Source organism: Kribbella albertanoniae, from assembly GCF_004348455.1.
Classification (GTDB): Bacteria; Actinomycetota; Actinomycetes; order Propionibacteriales; family Kribbellaceae; genus Kribbella; species Kribbella albertanoniae.
In genome coordinates this window covers 19,415-44,872 of record NZ_SMKA01000019.1, presented here as the reverse complement: position 1 = coordinate 44,872, position 25,458 = coordinate 19,415, and the positions used below count along the sequence as shown (strand labels likewise).

Annotated in this window: 19 protein-coding genes; 15 read left to right on the top strand and 4 right to left on the bottom strand. The window is 69.2% G+C overall.

Annotated features, from left to right (window positions below; genetic code table 11):
• Nucleotides 1-442: 442 nt before the first annotated feature.
• The 7 genes from E1261_RS07635 (at nucleotide 443) to E1261_RS07610 (ending at nucleotide 9,792) form a co-directional block, all read left to right on the top strand.
• Nucleotides 443-781, top strand: a complete 339-nt coding sequence (locus E1261_RS07635; RefSeq protein WP_238176069.1) for a hypothetical protein — start codon at nucleotides 443-445, stop codon at nucleotides 779-781.
• Nucleotides 782-794: 13 nt separating this feature from the next.
• On the top strand, nucleotides 795-1,100 hold the full coding sequence (locus tag E1261_RS45160) for a hypothetical protein (RefSeq protein WP_165952412.1): 306 nt from the start codon (nucleotides 795-797) through the stop codon (nucleotides 1,098-1,100).
• 98 nt (nucleotides 1,101-1,198) lie between these two features.
• Entirely contained in the window at nucleotides 1,199-1,561 is a 363-nt protein-coding gene (locus E1261_RS07630) for a DUF6507 family protein (protein WP_132404046.1), read from the top strand.
• Nucleotides 1,558-1,842, top strand: a complete 285-nt coding sequence (locus E1261_RS07625; protein WP_132404043.1) for a hypothetical protein — start codon at nucleotides 1,558-1,560, stop codon at nucleotides 1,840-1,842. Before E1261_RS07630 ends, E1261_RS07625 begins: the two co-directional genes overlap by 4 nt.
• Nucleotides 1,843-1,912: 70 nt before the next feature.
• The gene (locus E1261_RS07620) at nucleotides 1,913-9,007 is read left to right on the top strand and encodes a toxin glutamine deamidase domain-containing protein (protein ID WP_132404040.1); all 7,095 of its coding nucleotides are present in this window, start codon (nucleotides 1,913-1,915) and stop codon (nucleotides 9,005-9,007) included.
• Entirely contained in the window at nucleotides 9,001-9,525 is a 525-nt protein-coding gene (locus tag E1261_RS07615; RefSeq protein WP_132404037.1) for a hypothetical protein, read from the top strand. Before E1261_RS07620 ends, E1261_RS07615 begins: the two co-directional genes overlap by 7 nt.
• A complete protein-coding gene (locus E1261_RS07610; RefSeq protein WP_132404034.1) occupies nucleotides 9,526-9,792 on the top strand; it encodes a hypothetical protein in 267 nt (88 codons plus the stop codon). It abuts the gene before it with no gap.
• Here the strand turns inward: E1261_RS07610 and E1261_RS07605 are convergent, their stop codons facing one another.
• Nucleotides 9,793-10,674 carry a hypothetical protein gene (locus E1261_RS07605; RefSeq protein ID WP_132404030.1) on the bottom strand — a complete coding sequence of 294 codons (882 nt, stop codon included), beginning with the start codon at nucleotides 10,672-10,674 and terminating at the stop codon, nucleotides 9,793-9,795.
• A 226-nt stretch (nucleotides 10,675-10,900) separates the two neighbouring features.
• On the opposite strand from E1261_RS07605, the gene eccCa reads away from it, so the two are divergent.
• The 6 genes from eccCa to E1261_RS07580 all read left to right on the top strand — a co-directional run bounded on the left by eccCa (nucleotide 10,901) and on the right by E1261_RS07580 (nucleotide 19,794).
• Nucleotides 10,901-14,824, top strand: a complete 3,924-nt coding sequence (gene eccCa, locus E1261_RS07600; RefSeq protein WP_238176068.1) for a type VII secretion protein EccCa — start codon at nucleotides 10,901-10,903, stop codon at nucleotides 14,822-14,824.
• The gene (locus tag E1261_RS07595) at nucleotides 14,821-15,210 is read left to right on the top strand and encodes a hypothetical protein (RefSeq protein WP_132404024.1); all 390 of its coding nucleotides are present in this window, start codon (nucleotides 14,821-14,823) and stop codon (nucleotides 15,208-15,210) included. The genes eccCa and E1261_RS07595 overlap by 4 nt, the downstream gene beginning before the upstream one ends.
• Nucleotide 15,211: 1 nt before the next feature.
• The gene (locus E1261_RS07590; protein ID WP_132404021.1) at nucleotides 15,212-16,279 is read left to right on the top strand and encodes a DUF6177 family protein; all 1,068 of its coding nucleotides are present in this window, start codon (nucleotides 15,212-15,214) and stop codon (nucleotides 16,277-16,279) included.
• Nucleotides 16,276-17,598 (top strand): EsaB/YukD family protein, encoded by a 1,323-nt coding sequence (locus tag E1261_RS07585; RefSeq protein WP_132404018.1) that lies wholly within the window; start codon nucleotides 16,276-16,278, stop codon nucleotides 17,596-17,598. The genes E1261_RS07590 and E1261_RS07585 overlap by 4 nt, the downstream gene beginning before the upstream one ends.
• Before the next feature lie 12 nt (nucleotides 17,599-17,610).
• Entirely contained in the window at nucleotides 17,611-19,134 is a 1,524-nt protein-coding gene (locus tag E1261_RS45155; protein ID WP_165952411.1) for a ParA family protein, read from the top strand.
• A 117-nt stretch (nucleotides 19,135-19,251) separates the two neighbouring features.
• On the top strand, nucleotides 19,252-19,794 hold the full coding sequence (locus E1261_RS07580) for a Rieske (2Fe-2S) protein (RefSeq protein WP_238176067.1): 543 nt from the start codon (nucleotides 19,252-19,254) through the stop codon (nucleotides 19,792-19,794).
• Between the two features lie 57 nt (nucleotides 19,795-19,851).
• Here the strand turns inward: E1261_RS07580 and E1261_RS07575 are convergent, their stop codons facing one another.
• The 3 genes from E1261_RS07575 to E1261_RS07565 form a co-directional block, all read right to left on the bottom strand.
• Nucleotides 19,852-21,081, bottom strand: coding sequence for a S8 family peptidase (locus tag E1261_RS07575; RefSeq protein WP_132404015.1), 1,230 nt, complete (start codon nucleotides 21,079-21,081; stop codon nucleotides 19,852-19,854).
• A 160-nt stretch (nucleotides 21,082-21,241) separates the two neighbouring features.
• Nucleotides 21,242-21,964 (bottom strand): ankyrin repeat domain-containing protein, encoded by a 723-nt coding sequence (locus E1261_RS07570; protein ID WP_132404012.1) that lies wholly within the window; start codon nucleotides 21,962-21,964, stop codon nucleotides 21,242-21,244.
• Between the two features lie 52 nt (nucleotides 21,965-22,016).
• A complete protein-coding gene (locus E1261_RS07565) occupies nucleotides 22,017-22,466 on the bottom strand; it encodes a DUF6194 family protein (protein ID WP_132404009.1) in 450 nt (149 codons plus the stop codon).
• An 82-nt stretch (nucleotides 22,467-22,548) separates the two neighbouring features.
• Between E1261_RS07565 and uvrC the strand changes: the two genes are divergently transcribed.
• Both uvrC and rapZ read left to right on the top strand, forming a co-directional pair.
• Nucleotides 22,549-24,576: an excinuclease ABC subunit UvrC gene (uvrC, locus tag E1261_RS07560; RefSeq protein ID WP_132404006.1), complete on the top strand. Its 2,028-nt coding sequence runs from the start codon at nucleotides 22,549-22,551 to the stop codon at nucleotides 24,574-24,576.
• Entirely contained in the window at nucleotides 24,576-25,442 is an 867-nt protein-coding gene (gene rapZ / locus E1261_RS07555; protein ID WP_132404003.1) for an RNase adapter RapZ, read from the top strand. The genes uvrC and rapZ overlap by 1 nt, the downstream gene beginning before the upstream one ends.
• Nucleotides 25,443-25,458 lie beyond the last annotated feature (16 nt).

Genomic DNA, 25,458 nt, shown 5'->3' with positions numbered 1-25,458 from the left:
GCCACGAAGACCGCACCGGCCAAGAAGGCGGCTGCCACCAAGACGGCTGCAACCAAGACCGCTGCCGCCAAGACGTCGGCCAGCAAGACAAGTGCCGCCAAGACCGCGACCAAGATCACCGCGACCAAGGCCGCCGCCAAGAAGACGCCGGCCCGGAAACGGGCAGCCGGCTGACGCGGCTGACCTGTCCGGCCTAGCCGGTACGACGGGCGTCGTACCGGCTCGATCGTGGCGCTTGACGGCGGGTGCACTGCCTCCTGAACCGCGGTCGGTGGAAGGCGCTGGTGCTTGTTGCAGGCAACCAGTTTCGGGGCGCCCGGGCCGGCGAACCTTTTCGTCCAGACGGAAAGCTGCGGATGAGTGCCCAGCGGTGCCGAAGTGACCCGCAGGTCCGACTAAGGTTGCGGTCGCGGCGGAACACCATAACCTCGGAGGAGAGACCGTGACAGGACGCTGGAGTATGGGCCAGGACACCCTGAGCCAGTTGGCGAAGAAGACCGGGACTGGGACCCAGGACCTTGGTGGCCTGGTGAAGCAGCTGGTCGCTGCCGCGCAGCCGCTGGAGGGCAAGATGAGCGGCGCCGGTAAGCAGATGTTCGACGGGTTCAAGGCGCAGGTCGACGGTATCGCCGGTGACCTGAACGCCGGGCTCGCGGCGATCAACCAAGGCCAGTCCGGGATGGACGCCGCGTTCCGCGGTGGTGACAGCGAGATGGCCGACCAGGCGAAGAAGGCCCAGGGTTCGGCCGACTTCAACGCCGCCAAGTTCGGCAAGCGCTGAGAAAGGGACTGAGATGGCAAACCGCAACGCCTACGACACCGCCGCCTCTGGCGAGGTGCAGACGACGATCAACAACCTCGCCGGTCAGATCTCCGGCCTGATCGCCACCCACAAGCAGAACGTGACGGCCGCGCTGGCCGACGCGTCCGCCAGTGGCGTGACCGAGAACTACCGTGGCGTCGAGGACCGCTTCAACAAGGCGGCCGAGCAGACGCTCGCGATCATCAAGACGCTCAAGGAGACGATGGCGCAGAACGACGCGACCGCCGCCGCGACCCTGAAGAAGGCGTCGTCCGCGGTCGACGGCATCGGCGGCTGACCGAGCGCACAGCTTTCCCCGGCTCTGGACACTTCGGCACGAGGTGTCCAGGCCTGTTGCCGGCCGGGTAGGCCCCGGCAGACCTGAGGAGTGACTGAGTGGACTGGGATATCAATGTCGAGGCCGTGAGCAAGGTCCTCCAAGACACCAGCACCGCGGCGACACCGTTCGACGGACTGGCCAAGGACTACGGCACCAAGCTGCAGGCGGTCGCGGACGGCCTGAACTACAGTACCTTCACGGTCGTGGCGGGAGCGCTCGGCGAGTACGCCACGCACTGGTCGCCGACCCTCGAGGCGGCGGCGAAGCAGATCGGTGCGTCACTGACCGGCGCCCAGAACGCCGTCAAGGCGTACATGGAGGGCCAGAACGAGATGGCCCTGAACGCGCAGCGCGCAGCCGGGCGGGGCGAGATGCCGCAGGTGCCCGGTGTGAACAGAGGGGCGAACAGAGCCGTATGAGCGAACAAGAATCCGCGCTGGCGCCGGACGACGTCGCCCAGGCCGGCCGGGTGCGGCTGGCCGAGTGGCTGACCGCCGAAGCCGGCGGGAACCCCGAGCTCGCAACGTCCGTCGAAGAGCTGGCGGCGTGGCCCGCGTACCAGGCCGAAGAGTTCCTGGTCTTCGTACCACCCGGCTTCGCCAACCGGATCTTCCTGCTCGGCGACCACGGCGTCACGTCGTTCGCGCCGAGTGAGCAGACGCTGAACGAGGCGATGACCGCGGCCCGCACGCAGTCCTGACGCTGCCCCGCGCCGAACGCCGTACCTGAACTTGATCGTCGACCCCCGTGTGACCGAGGACTGAGCTGACATGATCCAACCCGAAGGTATCCCGATCGCGGAACTGGACAAGGTGGTTTCTGCCCTCGACCGCAATGTGTTCGGCCTCGGTCCGCTCGGGCAAGGGTTCACGGACGTCGGCAACAACGTCCACAACACGTTCCAGCGGCTGAATGACCACTACCAGGCGCCGGAGCGCGAGGTGCTGGTGAACTCGACGCGGAAGGTTCAGAAGAACCTGACCGAGTTCGGGCCCAGCCTGCCGAAGATGTCGCGCCACCTGGAGAACCTCGCCAACGAGGTCCGGGGCCGGCTCGGTTCGCTGAAGAACATCCGGGAAGAGGCCTACACCTGGCACCGCCGTAAGAACGGCAACCCGGAGTGGAAGAACGACCAGGACATGATCGACGACAACAACCGCATGGTTGGCGACGTGTCCCGGATCATCAACGAGGAACTGCCGAACCTCTGCTTCACCGCGGCCAACGAGATCGTCAAGCTGCACGGCGGCAAGCCCTGGGACCCGAAGACCGGTCTCAAGGAGGGCGAGAAGCCGAAGGAGCAGCCGAAGCAGGAGGGCGACCCGCCACCGCCGGCCTGGGGTACGCCGGAGGAGCGCGACCGCCCGCTCTGGCAGGACGTGCTGATGGCGCCGGTCGACTTCGTCGTCGGTGTCGCGACGGTCGTCGGCGAGACCATCGAGGGCATCCTGACGTTGATCCCGGTGCTGCCGCTGCTCGGCATGATTCCCGGGCTCAAGGACTGGGCCAAGGAGAACCTGGGCTACGACATCCCGACCTGGGACGACGCCGGGGCCGCCTGGGTGGGGCTCGGCACGATGGTCGGGCAGATAGTCACAGCGCCGTACCAGCTCGCCTGGTGGGGCTTCGACAAGCTCACCGGCCAGGACACCCGGCCCGACTGGGTCAAGGAGTGGGGCGAGACCGGCCTCACCATGGGTGAGGGCATGCTCAAGGGTTTCGTCGCCTGGGACGAGTGGGCGAAGAACCCGGCCAAGGCGTTCGGTATGGCGCTCACCAACGTGGTCGCGACGGTGGCCAGTGGTGGTACGGCCGGCGCGGTCAAGACCGCGGCGATGGCCGGCAAGTTCGGCGCCGCGAGTATGACGGTGACGAAGGTCGCCGGTATGGCCGAGAAGCTGCAGGTCGGCCGGATGGCGATGCACGACGGCGCGCTCGGCCTGGTCAACAAGATCCCGAAGGTCGCGGACGTCACCGGCGGGCTCTCGAAGATCCCGATCGTCGGCGACACGTTCAAGATGCAGGGCGTCCCGAAGGTCGACGTCCCGTCGGTCGACACCCCGAACGTGGGCAACACCTCGACGAGCACCCCCAACGTCTCGACGAACACGCCGTCCGTGAACACGCCCTCGGTGAACACGCCCTCGGTGGATACCCCGTCGGTCAACACGCCCGGCGTCGACAGTCCGTCCGCGCCGGCGGCACACGCCAACACCGGTCCGTCGACCCCGGCATCGCACGCCGACCCGGTCACGGCGACGCCAGGTTCCACGAACACACCGGGCACGACGAGTACGCCGGGTTCGACGAGTACGCCGGGCACGACGAGTACGCCGGGTTCGACGAACACGCCGGGCACCACCACGCCCCAGGCCCCCGCTGCTCATGCGAACACCCCGGGCACCACGACTACGCCGGGTTCGACGAACACCCCGAGCACGAACACTCCGGGGTCGACGAACACGCCGAGTTCCACGAACACGCCGAGTTCCACGAACACGCCGGGGTCGACGAACACGCCGGGGTCGACGAACACGCCGGGGTCGACGAACACGCCGAGTTCCACGAACACGCCGAGCTCGACGAACACACCCAGCTCGACCAACACGCCGAGCTCCACGAACACGCCTGCGTCGCAGACGACTCCGAAGCTGGACTCGCTCCAGCCGACCCCGAGCTCGACGAACACGCCGACTTCGACCAACACCCCGACGACGCCGGCTTCCACGCACACGCCGACGACGCCGGATGCGCCGTCGACTCCGGCGAGCACGCACACGCCCGACACCGTCGCAGCGCAGACACGTGCGCCGGAGACGCCGGCTGCGCGTGCCAACGACCCCGCGGTCGCGCCGATGCCGATGAACACCCCGACGCCCAGCCACGGCGGCACCACGAGCACCGGTACGCCAAACACGGGCACCCCGAACGCCGGCACGCCGAACGCACCGCGGACGCCCGATGCACCTCGCACCCCCGATGCACCGGTTCGTCCGGGCCGTACGCCGGATGCGGAGACGCCGCGGACCCGTGGCGACTACGACGCGGACGCGCCACGCCGTACGCCGGACCAGCCGAACGCGCCGAGGCAGACCATCGGCGAGCGGCTCGACGGCAAGGAACCCACGATCGGGCAGCGCCTGGAGCCGGACGGCCCGGTCCGGCCGACGCCACGGCAGTCGATCCCCGACCGCCTGGAAGGCAAGGAACCGACGATCGGCGAGCGCCTGGACGGCGTCCAGCCAGTCGGCTCCCGCACCCCGGACGGCACTCGCACTCCGGATGGTTCGCGTACGCCGGATGGCACCCGTACGCCGGATGGCACGCGCACACCCGACGGCACTCGCACTCCGGATGGTTCGCGTACGCCGGATGGCACCCGTACGCCGGATGGCACGCGCACTCCGGATGGCACGCGTACTCCGGACGGGACTCGCACGCCGGATGGCACGCGTACGCCGGATGCTGGTCGTACGCCTGATGGGGCTCGGACGCCGGAGGGGCAGCCGGTGCGGCCGCGCGGGGAGGACCCGCTGTACCCGACAGGGGACCGTCGGCACGAGGGGTGGGAGTCGCCGGACTACCGCGACCCGTCGGGCCTCAACGACAGGCACTCTGCGCCGACTCCGCACTTCGAGCCGCCGCGCGTCGACCTGAACGACAAGAAGAACCTGCCGTTCGACTACGACCCCAAGAATCCGCCGCCCCCGCGGCAGACGCTGTGGGAGCAGCGCGACCCGGCCTTCGACCCGGATGCGGCACGCCGGACGCCGGATAACCCCGACGCCGCGAACGACCCGTATTACGACACTCCGCTGAACCGTCAGCGCGAGATCGACGCGATGAAGCCGGACTACCTACGTCCGGAGCCGGGCAAGCCGCGGAACCTCATCGACCCGCACGCGTTCATCGACGCCGACCCGCGGGACGTCCGCCGGGTCGAGCTGCGCGACTCGGTCGGCGACCCGCCGCACAGCAACGCCGAGGTCTGGGCCGACAAGATCAACCCGGACCACCTGCGCAGCAGGCACTACCAGATGAACTGCGCGGACGTGTCGCGCCGGGTCTCGGAGACTCTCAACGGCGGTACCCCGGACCTGGCCGCCGGCCGGAAGAATGCGGTCGGTGAGGACCCCGAGGGCACCCTCGAGTGGATGGACCTGGAGAACTTCCCGGCCGAGAACCAGATGCGGGCGGATCCGACGCGCCCGGCGGGGGAGTTCACCAACGCTGCCTACCAGCGGCTGCACGACGCACTGGCCGGCCGGAAGCCGGGCACCCACGCGAACGTCTTCGTGGAGTGGGCCTCGGGCGTGCCCGGTGTCCCCGCTGGTGGGCACGTGTTCAACGCGTACGTTGACGCGGCGGGGAACGTCAAGTTCCTGGACGCGCAGCCCAAGCCCGCGAGGGTCCTGGACGCGTACCCGCCAGGACACACCGGTCCGCATCCGGCGAACCCGTACGGGAACGGCGACATCAACTCGATCCAGTTCGCCGTCCGCGAGCCGGGCGGTCGCTGGGAGGGCCCGCCGCGTCCGGCCAACATGCCGCCGGCGTCGCAGATGTCGCACATCCGGAAGACCACGTTCCGTGGTGCCGAGCCGGTTCCGGGCACCGCCGGCGTCAACACGCCGGACCTGAACCCGGGCGGTACACACACGCCAGGGGCCGACAGATTCGGTACCGACACGCCGGGCAACGGCCCAGGCCAACCGTCGCTCTCCGACCGGCTGGACGGCCTGGACCAGCCATCCACACCCCGCCACGCCGCCGACGCACCGAACACTCCGGACGTCGACGCACCGGGTGCACGGACGCCGGACACCCACGCCCCTGAGGCGCGGACGCCGGACGGGCATGCACCTGACGGGCGTACGCCGGACGCTGACTCTCCGAGCGCCGACTCGCAGCAGTGGTCGCTCTCCGACCGGCTGGACGGCCTGGACCGGCCGACCCCAGCCCGCCACACCGCCGACGCACCGAACACCCCGGACATGCATGTGCCGGACGCACGCACGCCGGACACGCATGCGCCGGACGCACGCACGCCGGACACGCACGCACCTGATGGGCGTACCCCGGACACGCATGCGCCGGACGCACGCACGCCGGACACGCACGCACCTGATGGGCGTACCCCGGACACGCATGCGCCGGACGCACGCACGCCGGACACGCACGCACCTGATGGGCGTACACCCGACACGCACGCACCCGATGGGCGCACACCTGACACGCATGTGCCGGATGGGCGTACGCCGGATACGCACGCACCTGATGGGCGGGCTCCTGAGGGGCGGGATCAGTTCGGGTCGCATCCGACGGCGGATGAGAGTCCGTTCCGGGGGTCTGATCTGGCTGAGCCTGGGTTCCGGGCTTCGGATGCTGATCTCGCCGCGCTGCGTGCGCAAGGTGGGATGCATGCGGGCAAGCTGGCGGAGATCCGCGACCGCGGACGGCAGCAGCTGGGTGACCAGATCGATGACCTGTCGCCGGAAGAGATCACCTCGCTCGAGCGGATGCTGATCGGTCACGACCACCAGGACATCAACGACGCCTACCGTGCGGGTGACCGCTCGGTCGAGCAGAAGCCGGTGGTCCGCGTCGCGGCGTCGGTGCTCAAGAAGCTGCCCGACTTCCACGGCGAGATCCACCGCGGTATCAGCTTCCGCACGGCAGAAGACCTCGAGAAGTTCCTGAACCGGTACCTGCCAGGCCGGACCGCGACAGAGCCGGCGTTCACGCACTCTGCCAAGGGGCAGAACGGCGCGGACGACTTCAGCGGCGGCAAGTACGACGCGGGTCGCGTCGTACTGCACATCGATGCGCAGCACGGCAAGGACCTGTCGTTCATGCGCGACCCGGCCGTCGGTATCGACGAGGTCATGCACGGACCGCACACGCCGTTCTACCCGACCAAGATGGAGCAGGACGCGGACGGCGTCTGGCACATCCACGTCCGGGACCACAGCGGTCCGGTCGAGCTGCCGCCGGGCCACACGCCGGAACCGATCGTCGTGGAACGCCCACAGACGACCCCGAACTCGCTCTGGGCAGACCAGCTGGCCGGCCACAACCAGCCGACCCCTGCCAGCCCGTTCGGCCCGGGCGGTCAGCCGTCCCACCCGGTCCCTGACTACGGTCCGCCGCAGGGCGACTTCGTACCCGACTACGGCCCGCCCCAGGGCAGCCACCCAGTACCCGACTACGGCCCCCCGCAGGGCCAGTACGGCCCGCCCGGGCACCAGCCTGGTCAGTACCAGCCGGGTCCGAACCAGCCCGGTCAGTACGGTCCGCCTGGACACCAGCCTGGGCCGAATCAGCCGGGTCAGTACGGCCCTCCTGGACATCAGCCGGGTCCGAATCAGCCGGGTCAGTACGGTCCGCCTGGACATCAGCCTGGCCAGTACGGTCCGCCTGGGCACCAGCCTGGGCCGAACCAGCCGGGTCAGTACGGTCCTCCTGGACATCAGCCTGGCCAGTACGGTCCGCCCGGGCACCAGCCGGGTCCGAATCAGCCGGGTCAGTACGGTCCGCCTGGGCACCAGCCGGGTCCGAATCAGCCGGGTCAGTACGGTCCGCCCGGACACCAGCCTGGGCCGAACCAGCCGGGTCAGTACGGTCCGCCCGGGCACCAGCCTGGACCGAACCAGCCGGGTCAGTACGGCCCCCCTGGGCACCAGCCGGGTCAGTACGGCCCGCCTGGGCACCAACCGGGTCCGAACCAGCCGGGTCAATACGGCCCGCCCGGACATCAGCCCGGTCAGTACGGCCCGCCCGGGCACCAGCCTGGACCGAACCAGCCGGGTCAGTACGGCCCGCCCGGACATCACCCGGATCCGAACCAGCCCGGTCAGTACGGCCCGCCTGGGCACAACCCGCAGCAGCCGCACCCCGGCTACGACCCGCGGAACCCGAACCCGTACAACCAGCCAGGCCAGCCGGATCCGTATCGGCAGCCCGACTTCGGGCCGCAGGCACGGCACACACCGGACCAGCCTCCGTACGGCGGACAACCGTCGTACGGCGGTCAGCCGCACGGTGCACCGGATCCGCAGGGCGGACAACCGTCGTACGGTGGCCAGCCGCACGGTGGACCCGAATCGCACGGCGGGCAGCCGTCGTACGGTGGACCGCCGCCGCAGGGTGACCGGCCGCCGTACGGGCAGCCGGATCCGTTGGCGGAGGGCGCGCCGCCGGACACGGTGATCCGGCAGGGCACCGGGGCGAACGCCGGGTACGACGTGCGGACGCCGAAGGTGAACGAGTTCGTCTCGAACGATTACCCGCGCCTGGAGCCGATCTACGAGGAGATCCGGGCGGCCACCCACGATGTCCCGAAGATTGCGGACGAGCTCGACCTGCACGACCTCGACGATGCGAAACTCGCGGAGATCGAGGAGGTCGTCGAGATCGCGAAGCGGAACATGTTCGTCCACAAGCACGACGTCGCGGTCGGCCCGGGTGATATCCGGCACGGCTACTTCACCGCGATGGAGGGCATCGCTCCGCTGTGGAAGAAGGCGATGGACGGTTGGCCGGCGCTGACCCGCTTCGACCGGGAGCAGCTGCGGTCGCTCGTCGCGCACGAGTACGTCGAGGCGAAGTTGCTCGAGCTCGGAGTGCCGTACAAGTTGGCCGACCCGGACATGTGGGGCCCAGGCGAGGTCTACAAGGCGACTGAGCGGCCGGGACCGCATGAGCTGGCGCCCGCGTCCGGTGAGGGTGGGCAGATCGATCTGCTCGGCAGGTGGGCGCAGTACGGTTTGACCTCACCGCTTCCCGGCCCGTTCATGTCGGGGACCATGTCGAAGGCCGATCTGGATGCGATCGTGCAGTCTGTGAAGGAGCAAATGGGATGGTGACCGATACGGCTGCCGCGAAGTCGATGGCCGAGCGGCTGCGGGCGGTGAAGTGGGACGGCGACGCCGCGTTCGCGCACCGGAACTCGCGGTCCCAGTTGGCGCTGGAGTTCCTGCGGCGTACTGCGCAGTGGGCGGTGGCCGTCGGCGCCGAGGAGGGTTGGCCGGTGAGCGATCTGGCCGGTGCCCTGGAGCCGGAGCTGACGGTCGCGCCGGAGTTGCTCGAAGGACTCGACCCGGACGAAACGAGTGGCATGTACCCGGTGGTTCCGGGGCTGGGTGCGGCGATGGTGCGCTGGGCGGCGCTCGGCGACCTGCCTCAGCAGCGGTTCCCACAGCTCGCCGATCCCTACGAGCCGCTGCTCCAGTTGTTCGAGCGCGGCGGAGCGTTCAAGCACGCGCCGGGGGAGTTCGACCTGGGGTTCAGCTCCATTCAGCGCGGGTCGGTCACTGGTCGGGCCGCACTGGAGCCGTTGCCGATCGACACCGCGTCGTTGGACGCGCTGGATCAGGAGCGCTGAGTGTCGGGTACATATGGGACTCAGGTCATCGAGTCCGTTGCGGTACGGCGGCGCCGGTTGCGCGAGGCTTGGTTGTTCGGGGCCGAGCGGGCCAAGAACACGTTGAACGAGCAGACCGGCCGCGTGCTGGCGAGTGTGATGATCGGTGCACTGGCTTGCGCGGGCTGCGCGGGAGTCGCGTACTTCAAGTCGTCGCAGGCCAAGGAGAAGCAGCCGACGCCGACCTCGTCGACGACCGGGCCCGTGAACCCTTCTCCCTCGAAGTAGTCAGCGCCCGAAGAGGTGCCGCAGCCACGTTCGTCGTGGCTGCGGTTTGAGGGCGGCAGGCAGTACGGCGGCCGGGGGAGTGGCCAGTGTCACAGGGACCTGGACCATGTGGTCGCCTTGCAGCCAGAACAGGTCAGGCGAGCACTGATCAGCTGCACCGCGGTAGCTGTCCGCGACCCAGGCGGCCAGTGCGTCGGCGCGCGCCTGCCCTGCGTCGGCGGGGCAGTAGGCGATCGTGCTCAGCCGCGGTACGCCGATCAGTACGCCGGCCCCGATCGATGCCTGGGGCAACAAGGTTTCCCGGTCGACGACCGCCATCGACACCAGCGGATCGCCGTCGCGGCGGAGAATCGAGATCCCGTTCTGTTCGGCCGGGACGAGATCCGCGATCTCGTGCAGACTCAGCTGCACCGGGGACAGTACGCCGGGATCACCGAGCCCGAGCATTGATCGCCGTACGACGGTCAGCCGCCTCAGGTCACTGCCCGTGCTGATGAAGACCACGACCTCGAAGTGGTCACCGAATGGAATGAGCGCGTCGGCGACCGGTCCCGCGGTCCGGGCCGACCAGCCGCGCTGGACGAGCAACGCGCGTTGCCGCTCGGCGACATCGCCGAACCGGTGTTCCTCGGTGGCGAGCTCACCCTCTGCGACGACCGCGCGCAGCCACGCCTCGATCTGCTCGGCCCAGCGTGCCTGTGGTAGCTGTAGGCAACGATCGACGATCTCGCCGACGCCCACGACGGCCGACATCTGCAGCGCGCCACGGCCCCAGCCGACCTCCACGGTTCGCTCCGCGGAGTCGACCACGCAGCCCGGCAGCCAGATCGGCGCAAGCTCCGCGATCACATCGACTATCGCCGAATCGTCTGTCCCTGTCATCGGTTGACCTCACCCACCACTACAGTGTCTCGCACGTCCGTCGGTAAGAAGTACGAAGTCTCCCCGCGCAACCGCGCGGCACGCCCAGCGGAGGAACACCTTAGTGGCAAGCCGGATCGTGCACCGCCCGGCGCGGCGCACACCTCCACCCGGGGTACAGCAGCAGCGCGTGATCGAACCCGCACCTCATCTCGGAGGTGGTGGCGGAGGCGGCGGTGGTGGCGCGATGCAGACGCTGCTGCCGATGGTGGGCAGTCTCGGGTCGGTCGCCATGATGACGATGGGCCGGTCGGGCCCGATGGTGATGGTCGGCGCCGGCCTGCTCGGGCTGACCCTGGTCGGGTCGGTCGGCGGCATGCTGGCCTCGCGCGGCAAGGGCGGTAAGGACCGCAAGAGCCAGCGCACCCGCTACCTGGACTATCTCGAGCGCATGCGCGACGAGTTCTCCAAGGAGGAGCGCAAGGCGCGGACCCAGGCGCTCGAGCTGAACCCGCCGCCGGACGCGCTGCTCGACTGTGTGGCCGACGTCTCGCGGTTGTGGGAGCGGCGCCGGACCGACAGCGACTTCCTGTCGCCGCGGTGCGGCAGCGGCCGGGTTCCGGTCGTGCCGGCCCGGCTGGGTCAGGGTGGTTCCGCGATGGAGCCGCCGGATCCCTTCATGACCGCCGAGGCGACCGCGCTGGTACGGCGTTTCACCGAGATGCCGGATATGCCGCTGACCGTCCCGCTGGACCACGTCGGCAACGTGAGCATCGTCGGCGACCGGGAGGGCGTCGTACGGGTTGCTCGTTCGTTGCTCGTCCAGACCGCCGTGTTCCATGCGCCGGAGGATGTCGCGATCGCGGCCAGTTTCCCGCAGCGCGCGCTGCCGGACTGGGACTGGATGGCCTGGCTTCCGCACGCGCACGATCCCGAGCGCAAGCAGGGTCCGATGCCGTTCCGCCGGATCGCCGAGACGCCGTACGAGCTGACGCAGTTGCTGTCGGCCGATCTCGCCGAGCGTGTCCAGTGGGCGACGGAGTCGCGCCGCGGATCGGTGAACTTCGAGGACCGCCGCAAGCTGACCAAGCGGCTGCTGGTCCTGCACGACACGTACGGCGAGGTGGCGGCCGAGGTCCGTCCGGGCGCCGACGACGGGATCCTCCCGGGTGAGCTCGGGGTGACCGTGCTGCACCTGGTGGCCGACCGGGTCCAGGAGCCGAGTTCGGTGACGATGCGGATCACCGTGTACGGCGACGAGGTCCGGATCGAGGACCTGCGTGGGGCGTACCCGATGGCGGCCAGTGGCCAGGTCGACCGGATGGAGGCCCCGGTTGCCGCGGGGATCACCCGCGAGATGGCGCCGCTGCGGTTGTCGGCGGAGTCGCTCGAAGAAGAAGGACATGTCGACGACGTCGACTTCATGGGCCTGATCGGTATCTCTGACATCGGCCAGCTGGACTTCAAGCGCCTGTGGCAGGAGCGGTCCGAGCGGGCGTTCCTGCGGGTTCCGCTCGGTGTCGACGACACCGGCGCCGTGGTGCAGGTCGACCTCAAGGAATCGGCCCAGCTCGGTATGGGTCCGCACGGCCTCTGCGTCGGTGCGACGGGTTCCGGTAAGTCCGAGGTGCTGCGGACGATGGTGATGGCGCTGATGGCCACCCACAGTCCCGAGGATCTCTCGTTCGTGCTGGTCGACTTCAAGGGTGGTGCGTCGTTCGCGCCGTTCGAGCGGGTGCCGCACGTGTCCGGCATCATCACCAACCTGCGCGACGACGCGAGCCTGATCGAGCGCGCCTACAAGAGCCTCGAGGGCGAGGTGCAGCGTCGTCAGCAGGTGCTGAAGGACGCCGGCAACATCGCGAACATCACCGACTACCGGCTGCACCGTAAGCAGAAGCCGGAGATGCCGCCGCTGCCGCACCTGTTCGTGATCATCGACGAGTTCGGTGAGCTGCTGAACGAGCGCCCGGACTTCATCGACCTGTTCCTGTCGATCGGCCGGATCGGCCGTTCGATCGGGATCCACCTGTTGCTGTCCAGCCAGCGGGTCGAGTCCGGCAAGCTGCGCGGTCTCGAGACCTACCTGTCGTACCGGTTCGGTCTGCGGACGTTCTCCGAGGAGGAGAGCCGGACGGTGCTGGACACCACCGACGCGTTCCACCTGCCGCCGCTTCCGGGCTTCGGGTTCCTCAAGGTCGACACGAGCGTCTATCAGCGGTTCCGCGCGGCCTACGTGTCCGGTGCGTACGTTCCGCCGACCGACGTGGTCGTGGAGGACGAGGGCACCGAGGCGCGGCCGATGCTGCTCCCGACGTACCAGCAGACCGAGGCCGAGATCGAGGCCGCGCAGGCGGCGGGGAAGCCGGCGCCGGGCAGCAAGGCGACGGAGCGTACGACGGGTCCGACCGAGCTGACCGTGTTCGTCGACCAGGTCCGGAAGGCTGCCGACCAGGTCCTGAAGATCTGGCTGCCGCCACTGCCGACCGCGTGCACGCTGGACGCGCTCGGCGGCCGGACCGACTTCGTCGACGGACGCGGCCTGCAGCTGGCTGTCCGGGTGCCGCCGATGCAGCCGCCGGTCGGTGTCGTCGACGACCCGACCAACCAGACCCAAGAGGTCTTCCGGCTGGACCTGACCAAGGCCGGCGGTCACGCGGCCATCGTGGGCGGTCCGTCCTCCGGCAAGACGACCGCGCTGCGGACCATCGTCACTTCGCTGGCCCACACGCACACCCCGCTCGAGGTCTCGATCTACGCGCTCGACCTCGCCGGCGGCGGTATGCAGGCGCTGTCCGAGCTGCCGCACGTCGGTGGAGTCGCACTGCGGACCGACCGCGAGCGGATCCGGCGGACCGTCGAAGAGATCCGCACGATGATCGACCACCGCGAGCGTGTGTTCCGCAACCACGCGATCGACACGATGGAGGGGCTGCGCCAGGAGCACGCGGCCGGCCGGATCCCGGAGCTGCCGTCGGCGGACGTCGTACTGGTGATCGACAACTACGGTGCGATCCGGACGACGTTCGACGAGCTGGACGAGCCGATCTCGGACATCCTGCAGCGGGGTAGCAGCTACGGCATTCACGTGGTGACGTCGATGATGCGCTGGAACGACGTCCGGATGCAGAACCAGGCCATGTTCGGGACCATGCTCGAGCTGCGGCTGAACGACCCGACCGAGTCCAACATCGACCGGCGGCTGCAGGAGGTCCTGCGCAAGGCCGGTCCCGGCCGGATGCTGGTGCCGGGCGGCAAGTTGTACGGGCAGTTCGCGCTGCCGCGGGTCGACGGTGTCGCCGCCGACGAGAACCTGTCCGGCATCCTCGAGGCGCAGGCGGTCACGGTCCGCTCCACCTGGCAGGGCCCGCGGGCCCCGCAGGTCCGGATCCTGCCGCTGCAGCTGCCGCGCAACCAGGTGGGCGACGACATCCGCCAGCCGGGCGTCGTGCCGATCGGTGTGGACGAGCGAGGCCTGGCGCCGGTCTACCTGGACCTCGCCGGTCGCGACACCAACCTCGTCGTGTTCGGCGACAGTGGCTCCGGCAAGACGAACATCGTCCGGCTCATCGTTCAGCAGTTGCTCGACCAGCACACCCCGGAGCAGCTGGTGTTCGCCGTACTCGACCCGCGGCGCGGTCTGCGCGAAGTCGTCCCGCAGGCGTACGTCGGTGGTTACGCACCGACCGGCCGAGTCGCGGCCGGTCTCGCGGCCGGCGTCTCGCAGGAGCTGGCCAAGCGGATGCCGGACGACAGCGGCGCGATCCCGGAGGCCGGTCAGGGCGGCCCACGGATCGTCGTACTGGCTGACGACTACGACCTGCTGACATCGGGTGGTCAGTCGCCGATGGACCCGTTCCTGCCGTTCGTCGCGGCCGGCCGGGACATCAAGCTGCACTTCATCGTGACCCGGCGTGCCTCCGGTGCGTCGCGACAGCTGTACGAGCCGTTCCTGTCCGCGGTGATGGAGTCCGGAGCAGCCGGTCTGGTGCTGTCCGGCGACCGCGCTGAGGGGCAGCTCTTCACCGGCGCGTACCCGGGCGACTACCCGCCCGGCCGCGGATTGTTCGTACGACGAGGCGATGGACCGGAGCTGGTCCAGACGGCACTGGCCGACCCGGTCCAGGCTGCCGCCCAGAGTCCAGGCCAGAGCAGTGGAGGAACGACATGACCTATGACTTGGTGGCGCTCGTCGACGGGCGCCCGTCGAGTGACGACGTCATGGCCGGCCTCACCGCCGCGGGCAACGAGCTCGGCGTCCGCGCGGTGAGCGGCGGAGCCGTCGTCCAGCTGTGCGGCGACGACGACCTGCCGCTGGTGTCGGTCGAGCTGCCGTTGCTGATCCAGGTGCCCGGTGAGGTCGAGCGGATGCTCGGCACCACGGTCGGTGTGGTGGACACGCCGGCCTGGTGGGTGGAGATCCGGGCGACGACGCGGGACGGTGCGCGCGAAGTCGCCGAGCAGTACGCGAACACCCTGATCGACCGCCTGGGCGGCAAGGTCTGGACGTCCGAGGGAATCCGGACGTCCGAGACCGCGAGCGAGGAGACCCACTGAGATGCCGAACGACCTGATCTTCAGCCCCGGCGTCGACCTGATCACCGAGAAGGTCGCCGTCGTCATGCAGGACCGCCCGGTGATCGGGATGTCGGCCTGGCTGGGCGACGCGCTGGCCTCGGCGAAGATGGCCGGCCGCGACCTGCAGCTGGTCACCCCGAAGACCTCCGCGCTGACCTACCCGGTCCGGGCGAGCATCTTCAAGGGGGCGTATTCCAAGTGGGTCGTCACGGACGACGACGGCGAGTACTTCGACGGCCTGAACGGCGTCCGGCTGAAGTGGAACGGCGAGATGTTCCTGGCTCGCGCGGCCGCCGCCACGAAGGGTGAGCCGACCTCGGACCTGCACCCGGACTACGTGGTCAAGGACGAGATGTTCGGCCAGCTCCAGTTCACCGTGCGGGTCCGGCACCGCGCGGTCGAGAGCCTGGTGCTCGGCAAGATGACCGAGCGGCTGTTCACCGCGACGACCGGCAGCGGCCCGGCCGGCTGGTCGACGTCCGAGCCGGTCACCCAGCCGTGGAGCCCGCAGGCACTGACCGAGTACTGCCGCGACCGGGCCCCGCAGCCGACCTGGCTGGTGCTGTCCGGGCAGCCGGGCAAGGAGTTCCCGCCGTCGGTCGGCACCCTCGAGGTCCGCCGGACGATGTCGGGCGTCGACGAGACCGTGACACTCGCGGTCACCCAGCCGGGGATGGACTTCCCGGACGCGAACACGGTCGGTGAGTGGATCGACGAGATCGCCGACAACTACGAGCTGATCTCGGCGATGGTGATGGGCGCGTACGGCGAGGCCGACGGCAGCTACCGGCCGCGTTTCGTCGGTATGGCCTGCCCGATCGGTGTCGGCGCCGGCAACGAGGCGGTCCGCTCGTCCAGCGTCGCCGAGATGGTGAAGGTCCCGGGGATCAGCCGGGCGATGGCGATCGGGCCCGCCCACGCGCCCGCGATCTGGTACCCGATCGGCAACGGCCGCGAGCCGCGCGACTGGGAGTCCTACGCAGCGCTGATGAAGAAGCTGATCCCGGCCGAGGCGCTGGCAGGCAAGCAAGGGAGTTTCGGAGTATGAGCACGTACAGCCGGGTGACGGTGATCGGTCAGCGGCGGCGGATGGACGCCGTCCTGCCCGCCGATCTACCGCTCGGTGTCCTGCTGCCGGACCTGCTGCGGATGCTCGACGAGCCGCTGCAGCAGACACCGCAGCGCCGGTTCCTGACCACGGCGACCGGTGTCCTGGTGCCGCCGGAGGGCACGCTGGCCTCCGCGCAGATCATCGACGGCGCGGTGCTGCGGCTCGCGGCCGAGGGTGAGCTGCCGCCGCCCCCGACCGTGTACGACGTGACCGAGGAGGCCGTCGAGGACCTCAAACGGCGCGGTACGACGTTCAAGCCCGCGCACCGGCGTGTCCTGGCCGGGTCGGGGCTGGTCTTCTCGCTGGTCGCCGGCGCGATCTCGCTGCTCGTCGCGGCGCCGAATGCGATCGCCGCTGCCGCTCTGCTGGTGCTGGCCGCGATCTGCGCGTTCGTCGGTATCGCCCTCGGGCGGACCGGCAACAAGGTGATCGCGATCCCGCTGGTCATCGTGGCCTCGGTGCTGCTGGCGCTGGCGATCGGCTTCTGGGCGCTGGATTCCGGCGCGAGCCTCGGTCTGACCGTCACGATCGGCGCGCTGTGTCTGGCGTTCGGTCCGCTGTTCTTCTCGGCGGCCGGCCTGGTCGGTGGCGGTCTGGTGGCCGGAGCGACCTCCCTGCTGTTCGTACTGGTCTGGATGCTCGGTGTCGGGACCGGTCTGGCCGCGGACCGGGTCGGTGCGCTCGCTGCGCTGCTGGCCGTCCTGCTGCTGGGCCTGCTGCCGCGGATGGCGCTCGCACTGTCCGGCCTGTCCGGTCTGGACGACAAGCGGGCCTCCGGCCAGGAGATCATGCGCGGCGACGTGCAGAGCGCGCTCAACGCGGCTCATCTCGGTCTGGCGCTGGCGACGGTGCCGATCGCGGTGTCGTCGGCCGTGGCGGGAATCATGCTGCTCAAGGCAGGCGGCCCCTGGGCTGTCGCGCTGGCGCTGGTGCTGGCGTTCCTGCTGGCTTCGCGGTCCCGGCTGTACCCGCTGGTGCAGGAGGTCGCGGCGCTGTTCGCGGCCGCGTTCACCGTGGTTTCCGGGTGCGTTCTGATCGCCGCAGTGAACGGTCAGGGCGGTGCGTTCATCGCGCTGGGGCTGCTGGTTCTGGTCGCCCTGTTCTGTGCCTTCGGTCTCGGTTCTGCACCAGCGGAGCATGTCCGTGCGCGGCTCACGCAACTGCTCGACTATCTTGAGGTTGGCGCGATCATCGTGACGGTCCCGCTGGCGCTGGGAGTATTCGGCGTCTACTCCAACCTGCTGAACGCATTCTGACGACCGGATGGAATGACTGAATCCAACTGGCAGGGTGACATGCTGCGCCGGATGTCGGCGGAGCAGTCACCAGCCGAAGAGCCGTCCACCACCGACGCCCCGCCCCCGGCCGACCAGCCGGTAGCCGAGGCGCCGCCCGCTCCGCCTGCGCCCGAAGCTGCCCCCGGGCGTGGGCAGCAGCCGTACCAGCAGCAGCCGCCTCCGCCTGCGCAGCAGTACCCGCAGCAGGGGCCGCCGCCGCAGTACCAGCAGCCGCCGTACCAGCAGGGTTACGAGCAGCAGGGGTACGAGCAGTACCCGCCGCAGCAGTATCCGCAGCAGCCGCCGTACCAGCCGCCGCCGCAGCAGCAATACCCGCCTGCGCCGCAGCAGCAGTACCCACCGCAGCAGGGCTACCCGCCGCAGCCTCCGCCACCGCAGTACCAGCAGCCGCCGTCGTACGGGCAGGCACCGCCGGTGGAGCCGCCGCCGTACGCAGTACCCCAGTACCCGCCGGCGGAGCAGTACCCGCAGCAGCCGCCGTACCAGCCTGCACCGAATCAGCAGCAGTACCCACCGCAGCAGTACCAGGAGCAGCAGTACCAGCAGCCCTATGCGGACCCGCAGTACCAGCAGCAGCCCCCGCCGTACCACCAGCAGCACCCGGGGCAGGCGCCGTACCAGCAGGGCCCGCCGCCGGTGCCGAACACCGGGTGGGGCCCGCCACCGACGCCACAGTCCGACCAGCTCGGTACGCCGATGGCCGAAGGCGACTCGGTGTTCCGGCGCTTCCGCCGGTTCGCCTCCGAGGCTGCCTACCTGGTCGGTGCCTCCGGTCGGATCCAGCGCGACGTCGACAACATCGCGATGATCCGCCGCCCGATCGCGATCATGCGCCGGGTCGGAGTCCTCAGCCCGGTCACGAACGCCGGTACTTCGACAGTGAGCGCCCTGCTCGCGATGATGCTCGCAACACAGCGGTCGGACCGGGTCGTCGCCATCGACGCGGATCCCGGCGGCGCCGAGCTGTCCCGCCGCCTCGAGCTCACCGTGGGCGCGGGCCCGATCGAACGCGTCAGCCTGGTCCGCAGCGACGGCAGCGCCGACGCGGTCCGCAGATCACTGGCCGAGGCGCAGAGCCAGGGCGCGCGTGATGTCGGGCTCGCCGTCGTCGACTGCCCAGGCAGCATGTACGACGAGATCAGCATGGAGATGGCCTCGTCGGCGCACTGCGTCGTGCTGGTCGTCCCGTCGGTGCAGCATGTGGCGAACTACTGCCTGCAGCAGCTCGACCAGCTCACGCCCGACGGTCAGAATGTCCTCCTGACCCGTGGCGTCGTGGTGATCACGATGGTGCAGCCTGCTCCGGCGAGCTCGGTCGACTGGCTGCTGGAGGCGTTCCGGCAGCGCGGGCTCGAGCCGCTGGTGCTGCCGAACGACGCCCACATCGCACAAGCGTGGCCGCTGCATGCGGAACAGCTTCAGGACGAGACCCGCCGGTCCGTGCTGGATCTGTCCGCCCGAGTGGTCCAGACAGTCACCGGCGCGGCGGGCTGAGACGGAAAAGTCTCAAATTGCGGTTCAATCGGGCAGTGGATTGAACCGTTCGGGCCGCGGGGCCGTTTGTCAGAGCGTTCAACTATTTTGCCGGCAAGCTCCTGGAGGTCCAGATTCATGAGCGATGACACGATGGCACCACCCACCTCGGCACCCGACGCCGCACCCGACGGCCTGATGCGCGACCGGAGATCGGTGCTCCGCTGTGCGGCGATCGCCGCGATGGTGGGTGCCAGCGCCCCGATCCTCGCCGCCTGTGGTGGCGGCGAAACCACCGGTACTCCGACGACCAGCACCGGCGTGACGAGCGGCCCGACCAGTGCCCCGACCACGGGCGGCAGCACCGGTCCGACCTCGGCCGCTCCGGGCGGTAAGGTGCTCGGCCCGGTTTCCGACGTACCGGTCGGTGGCGGGAAGGTGTTCGCCGACGCCAAGGTCGTCGTCACGCAGCCGACCGCCGGCCAGTTCAAGGGGTTCTCTGCGGTCTGCACGCACCAGGGCAACCCGATCGGCTCGGTGGAGGAGGGGCAGATCATCTGCCCGTTCCACAACAGCCACTTCAGCATCACCGACGGCGCACCGGTCAGCGGACCGGCACAAACTCCGCTTCCTGCGGTCAACGTCGCCGTCAGCGGGACGAACGTCGTACAGACTGCCTGACCCCCCGTACGTCGAAAGGCCCGGCCAGATCCGGCCGGGCCTTTCGGGGGAAGGGGGTTACTGCTGGGCCGGATCCGCCTTGCCGGCGAACAGCAGCTTGTTCGGCGAACCGGTGCCGGGGTCGCCGACCTTGTCCGGTGTGGCCGCCCCGACCAGTGCGGTCGCGACATCAGCCGGCTTGGCGTCCGGGTGGTCCGCCAGGTAGAGCGCGATCGCTCCCGCGACATGCGGCGTGGCCATCGACGTACCGCTCATCTTCGCGGTCGAGTCCGGCCCGGTGATCCCGACCGACATCACGTCGACGCCCGGTCCGAAGAGGTCCACGCACTTGCCCCAGTTCGAGAACGACGCCTTCTGGTCCTGGTCGTCGGTGGCGCCGACCGTGATCGCGGACGCCTCCCGCGACGGGGAGCCCGTGCAGGCATCCGAGCTTTCGTTGCCAGCGGCAACCGCATAGGTGATTCCGGCACCGATCGACGCCTTCACTGCGGCGTCGAGCGCGTCGTCGGCCGGGCCGCCGAGGCTCATGTTCGCCACCGCCGGCTGCTTGGCGTTCTTGGTCACCCACTCGATCCCGGCCACCACGGTCTCGGTCGTACCCGAGCCCTTGCAGTCGAGCACCCGGACCCCGAAGACCTTCGCGCTCTTCGCGAGACCGAACGTCGTACCGGCGATGGTGCCGGCGACGTGGCTGCCGTGACCCATGCAGTCGACGCCGTTCTGGCCGTCGCCGACGGTGTCGGTGCCGACCGACGCGCGGTCACCGAAGTCCTTGTGCGCCGCGTAGATGCCGGTGTCGATCACGTACACGTTGACCTTGTCCGCGGGGGACGACGGCGTGTACTTCTTGTCGAGCGGCAGGTCCCGCTGGTCGACCCGGTCCAGGCCCCACGGCGGGTCGTCCTGGTTCACCGTGAACTTCTGGTTCTGCTGCACGAACGCGACCCGCGAGTCACCGGCGACCTTCTTCGCCTGCTCCTCGGTCATGTTCGCCGAGAAGCCCTTGATCGACGCGTCGTACTGGTCCCGGACCTTGACGTCGTACTTGGTCGACAGGCTCTGGTTCGTCGCGCGGGTCTCACCCTGGCTGCGCTGGCCGGCGAGCACCACGATGTAGCTGCCCGGTACGGCGGTCGGGCTGCCGGCACCGCGGATCGCAACACCGGTCTGCTCCGGCTGCGCCGCCGTACTGGTCGCGGCGATACCGGTCACGGCGAGCCCTGCGGCGGCGAGCGCCCCTAGTGCGACGCGTGGTCTGATGAAGACGCGTGATCTGAAGAAGGACATGGGCGGAAACTCCCTCGAGTCGACGCAAGGCCTGGTTGCCTCACGCAAAGGACCTGCGCATCTACCCTCTGTCACACGCTACGGACCGCGCTCATCCCAGTCAGGGGTCAACTCCGCCTTATGACCCAACCCGCAACACGACCGCCGTCCAACCGCAAGGTCAGAACCGTCCCCACCGGATCGGCCGTTCCGTCCCGCCGTACCGATGGATGGTGTAGCCGTGTGAGCGTGCCCAGCGCTCGGCACCGCGCTCCAGCGCCTTCGATCCGCAGTTGAGGTAGTCCTCGGCGAGCTGCCGATCGCCCCAGAGCCGGAGCAGTTCGAGCAGTGGCTCCTCGGAGCTCGCGCGTCCGAGCTTGACCGCCAGTACGACGATCAGCCGGCGCAGGTTCGGATTGTCGACCGCGGTCCGGGTCAGCGCGGGTTGATAGAACCGCTGATGGGCTCGGCGTAACTGGTTGTAGCTCTCGCGTGCTGCCGGACCGTCGTAGGCCCAGGATCCCTGCGGGTTGAGTTTGCGGGCCGTGTTCAGCAGCATGCGTTCGTACGATCCGAGCTTCGCCATGTCGGCCGGGGTGAACCCGAGTTTGTTGATCAGAGTCTCGTCGGCGCCCCGCGCGATCAGCCTGCGCACCGCCTCGTCGCGCTGGTGGTACAGCGCGAGGTGCAGAGCGGTGTTGCCCTCGGAGTCGCGGAGGTCGAGTGCGTAACCGGACTCGACGAACTCGTCGAAGCGGGTGCTGTCGTGATCGTCGATCGCCGCGCTGAAGAAGGCGGCTCGATCCCGGAATGCCCCTTCGCCCCGCTGCGACCGCACCACGACGACGATGATCAGCAGGCTGATGCCCAGGCCCGCGAGAGTGACGATCCAATCGGCGTGCATCCCACCATGGTCGGCGGCCTGGCACGCGTGCGCAGGTGTTGGCAGGTTGCGGTCAGAGGCGGCTCTCGCGGTTGGCGTACCTGCGGGCGGCGAAGTCGTAGGACTCGTTGATCAGAGCGCGGAGCGGGGCGAGGCTCGTGGGGGAGATGATCGCGACCCAGTGCTGGGAGGCGTAGAAGGGGTGTGGCATCAGGGTGTCGCGGGCGGCGTAGTCGTGGCCGGAGTCGAGCACCCAGTCGGCGTCGCGCTCGGTCGGCGGTGCACCGAACAGAGTCGTGTACGTCGCCTTGGTCAGGCCGAGGTTGAGTCGCCAGGCACCGGGTTCGTCGAGCCGGGAGACCCGCTCGTAGTGGTCGCCGGTGACGATGGTGGCGAAGGGTTGCTGCCGCTCCGGTGGGAGGTCGGCGGCCGGGTCGTACAGGTAGAACAGGTCGTCCTGGGCGTCGAGGACCCGGACGCCCGGTTGTCGGCGGATCAGTCGATCCAGTTCGTCAGCAGTCATGCCTTCAAGTCTGTCATTGAAGTAGCAATGGAGACTTCGGCAGAATTCAGGTTTTGTCGGCGGGCCGAACTAGGGTTGTCGGGTGGCTGATCCATCGTCCTACCGACCCGCTCCCGGGTCGATTCCCGACTCGCCCGGTGTCTACCGCTTCAGTGACTCCGCCGGGCGGGTGATCTACGTCGGCAAGGCGAAGAACCTGCGGGCGAGGCTGTCGTCGTACTTCCAGGACCTGGTCAACCTGCACCCGCGCACGCAGGCGATGGTGACGACCGCGGCGAAGGTCGAGTGGACCGTCGTCGGCACCGAGGTCGAGTCGCTGCAGCTGGAGTACTCCTGGATCAAGGAGTACGACCCGCGCTTCAACGTGAAGTACCGCGACGACAAGTCCTACCCGTGGCTCGCGATCACCCTCGACGAGGAGTACCCGCGAGTGATGGTCGGCCGCGGCCAGAAGAAGAAGGGCGTGCGGTACTTCGGCCCTTACAGTCACGCCTGGGCGATCCGGGAGACGGTCGACCTGCTGCTCCGGGTCTTCCCGATGCGTTCGTGCAGCAAGGGCGTGTTCAACCGGCACCGCCAGATGGGCCGGCCCTGCCTGCTCGGCTACATCGGCAAGTGCGCGGCGCCCTGCACCGGTCAGGTGTCCCAGGAGGAGCACCGCAAGATCGTCGACGACTTCTCCGCGTTCCTCTCCGGCCAGACCGCGACGTACGTGCGGCGGCTGCAGCAGGAGATGAAGGCCGCGGCTGCGGAGCTGGAGTATGAGCGCGCGGCGAAGATCCGCGACGACCTCGCCGCCCTCGAGAAGGCTCTCGCCAAGAACGCGGTCGTTCTCGGCGACGGCACCGACACCGACGTGATCGCGCTCAGCGAGGACCCGCTCGAGGTCGCCGTCCAGATCTTCTACGTCCGCGGCGGCCGGATTCGCGGTGAGCGCGGCTGGATCGCCGACAAGGCCGACGGTACGGCGACCACCGGCGACCTGGTCTCGCAGTTCATCCAGCAGACGTACGCCGGCGATTCGGGTGACGCGATTCCGCGCGAGATCCTGGTGCCGGTCATCCCGGACGATGTCGAGGCGCTGACCGAGTGGCTCGAGCGGACCCGTGGGACCCGAGTGGCGATCCGGGTTCCGCAGCGCGGTGACAAGAAGGCGCTGATGGAGACCGTCGAGCGCAACGCGCTGCAGACGCTCACCATGCACAAGACCAAGCGGGCCAGCGATCTGACCACTCGCAACCAGGCGCTGGAGGAGATCCAGGCCGGTCTCGACCTGCCGGAGGCGCCGCTGCGGATGGAGTGCTACGACGTCTCGAACCTGCAAGGCACCGAGGTGGTCGCCTCGATGGTGGTCTTCGAGGACGGCCTGCCCCGCAAGAGCGAGTACCGGCGGTTCGTGATCAAGGAGGTCGAGGGGCAGAACGATGTCGCCTCGATCGCCGAGGTGCTGACCCGGCGGTTCAAGCGGATGATCGAGGACCGCAAGGACATTCCGCCGGGGGAGGACCCGACGGCGTACCTGGTGGATCCGGAGACCGGGCGGGCGAAGAAGTTCGCCTACACCCCGGGGCTGGTCGTGGTCGACGGCGGTCCGCCGCAGGTCGCGGCCGCCCGGCAGGCGCTCGACGAGCTGGGGCTCGGCGACATCCCGATCTGCGGTCTGGCCAAGCGGCTGGAGGAGGTCTGGATCCCGGACGAGGAGGACCCGGTGATCTTCTCCCGGACCTCCGAGGGCCTGTATCTGCTGCAGCGGCTGCGCGACGAGGCGCACCGGTTCGCCATCACGCACCACCGCAACCGGCGCTCCAAGACCATGGTCGAGAGCGTCCTGGACGACGTACCGGGGCTGGGGGAGGTCCGGCGTAAGACACTGCTGCGGCATTTCGGTTCGCTGAAGAAGTTGCGGCAGGCCACGATCGACGAGGTCGCCGAGCTGCCCGGATTCGGGCGCCGGACGGCGGAGTCCGTCGTACTCGCGGTGAACGCTGCCGCAACGACGGCCGAATCCGGCCGGGCGCCGTCGGTGAACACGGCCACAGGCGAGATACTGGAGGAAGACGTCCCGGTGGCCGGGACGGTCAACGGGGATCCAGGGAGAACAGAGAACTGATGGACGACACGAGCGGCAACCTGATCATCGTGACCGGGATGTCCGGGGCGGGGCGGAGTTCGGTTGCGGACGTGCTGGAGGACCTCGGCTGGTTCGTGGTCGACAACCTGCCGCCGATGTTCCTGACCACGATGGTCGAGCAGACCATCGGGACCGGGACGCAGCCGCGGCTCGCGGTCGTGGTCGACGTCCGGACCGGAATGTTCTTCGACGAGCTGAGCTCCGCGCTGCACGACCTGCGGGTGAAGGGCTACCGGCCGCTGACCCTGTTCCTGGAGGCCTCGGACGACGTCATCGTGCGCCGGCAGGAGGGCGTCCGCCGCCCGCACCCGCTGCAGGGTGAGGGCCGGCTGCTGACCGGGATCCAGCGCGAGCGCGAGCTGCTCGGCGACATCCGGGCTGGCGCCGACCTGGTCATCGACACCTCGAACATGAACGTCCACCAGCTCGCCGCGAAGATCGTGAACGCCTTCGGTGACGAGGAGAACGCCGAGCTCCGGGCCACCGTGGTCTCGTTCGGTTTCAAGTACGGCATCCCGGTGGACGCCGACGTGGTCGCCGACATGCGCTTCATCCCGAACCCGTACTGGCAGCCCGACCTGCGCCCGATGACCGGGCAGGACAAGCCTGTGTCAGACTTCGTGCTCGGCCATCCGCTGGCCCAGCAGTTCCTGCAGAACTACGTGGACGTGCTGGACACTTTGCGGACCGGCTACCTGAACGAGGGCAAGCGCTTCGTCACCGTCGCGATCGGCTGCACCGGGGGTAAGCACCGCAGCGTCGCGATGTCCGAGGAGATCGCCCGCAGACTGCGCGAGAAGGGTTCACCGACCTTGGTCGTCCACAGAGATCTCGGACGCGAGTGACACAGACCCCTTGGGA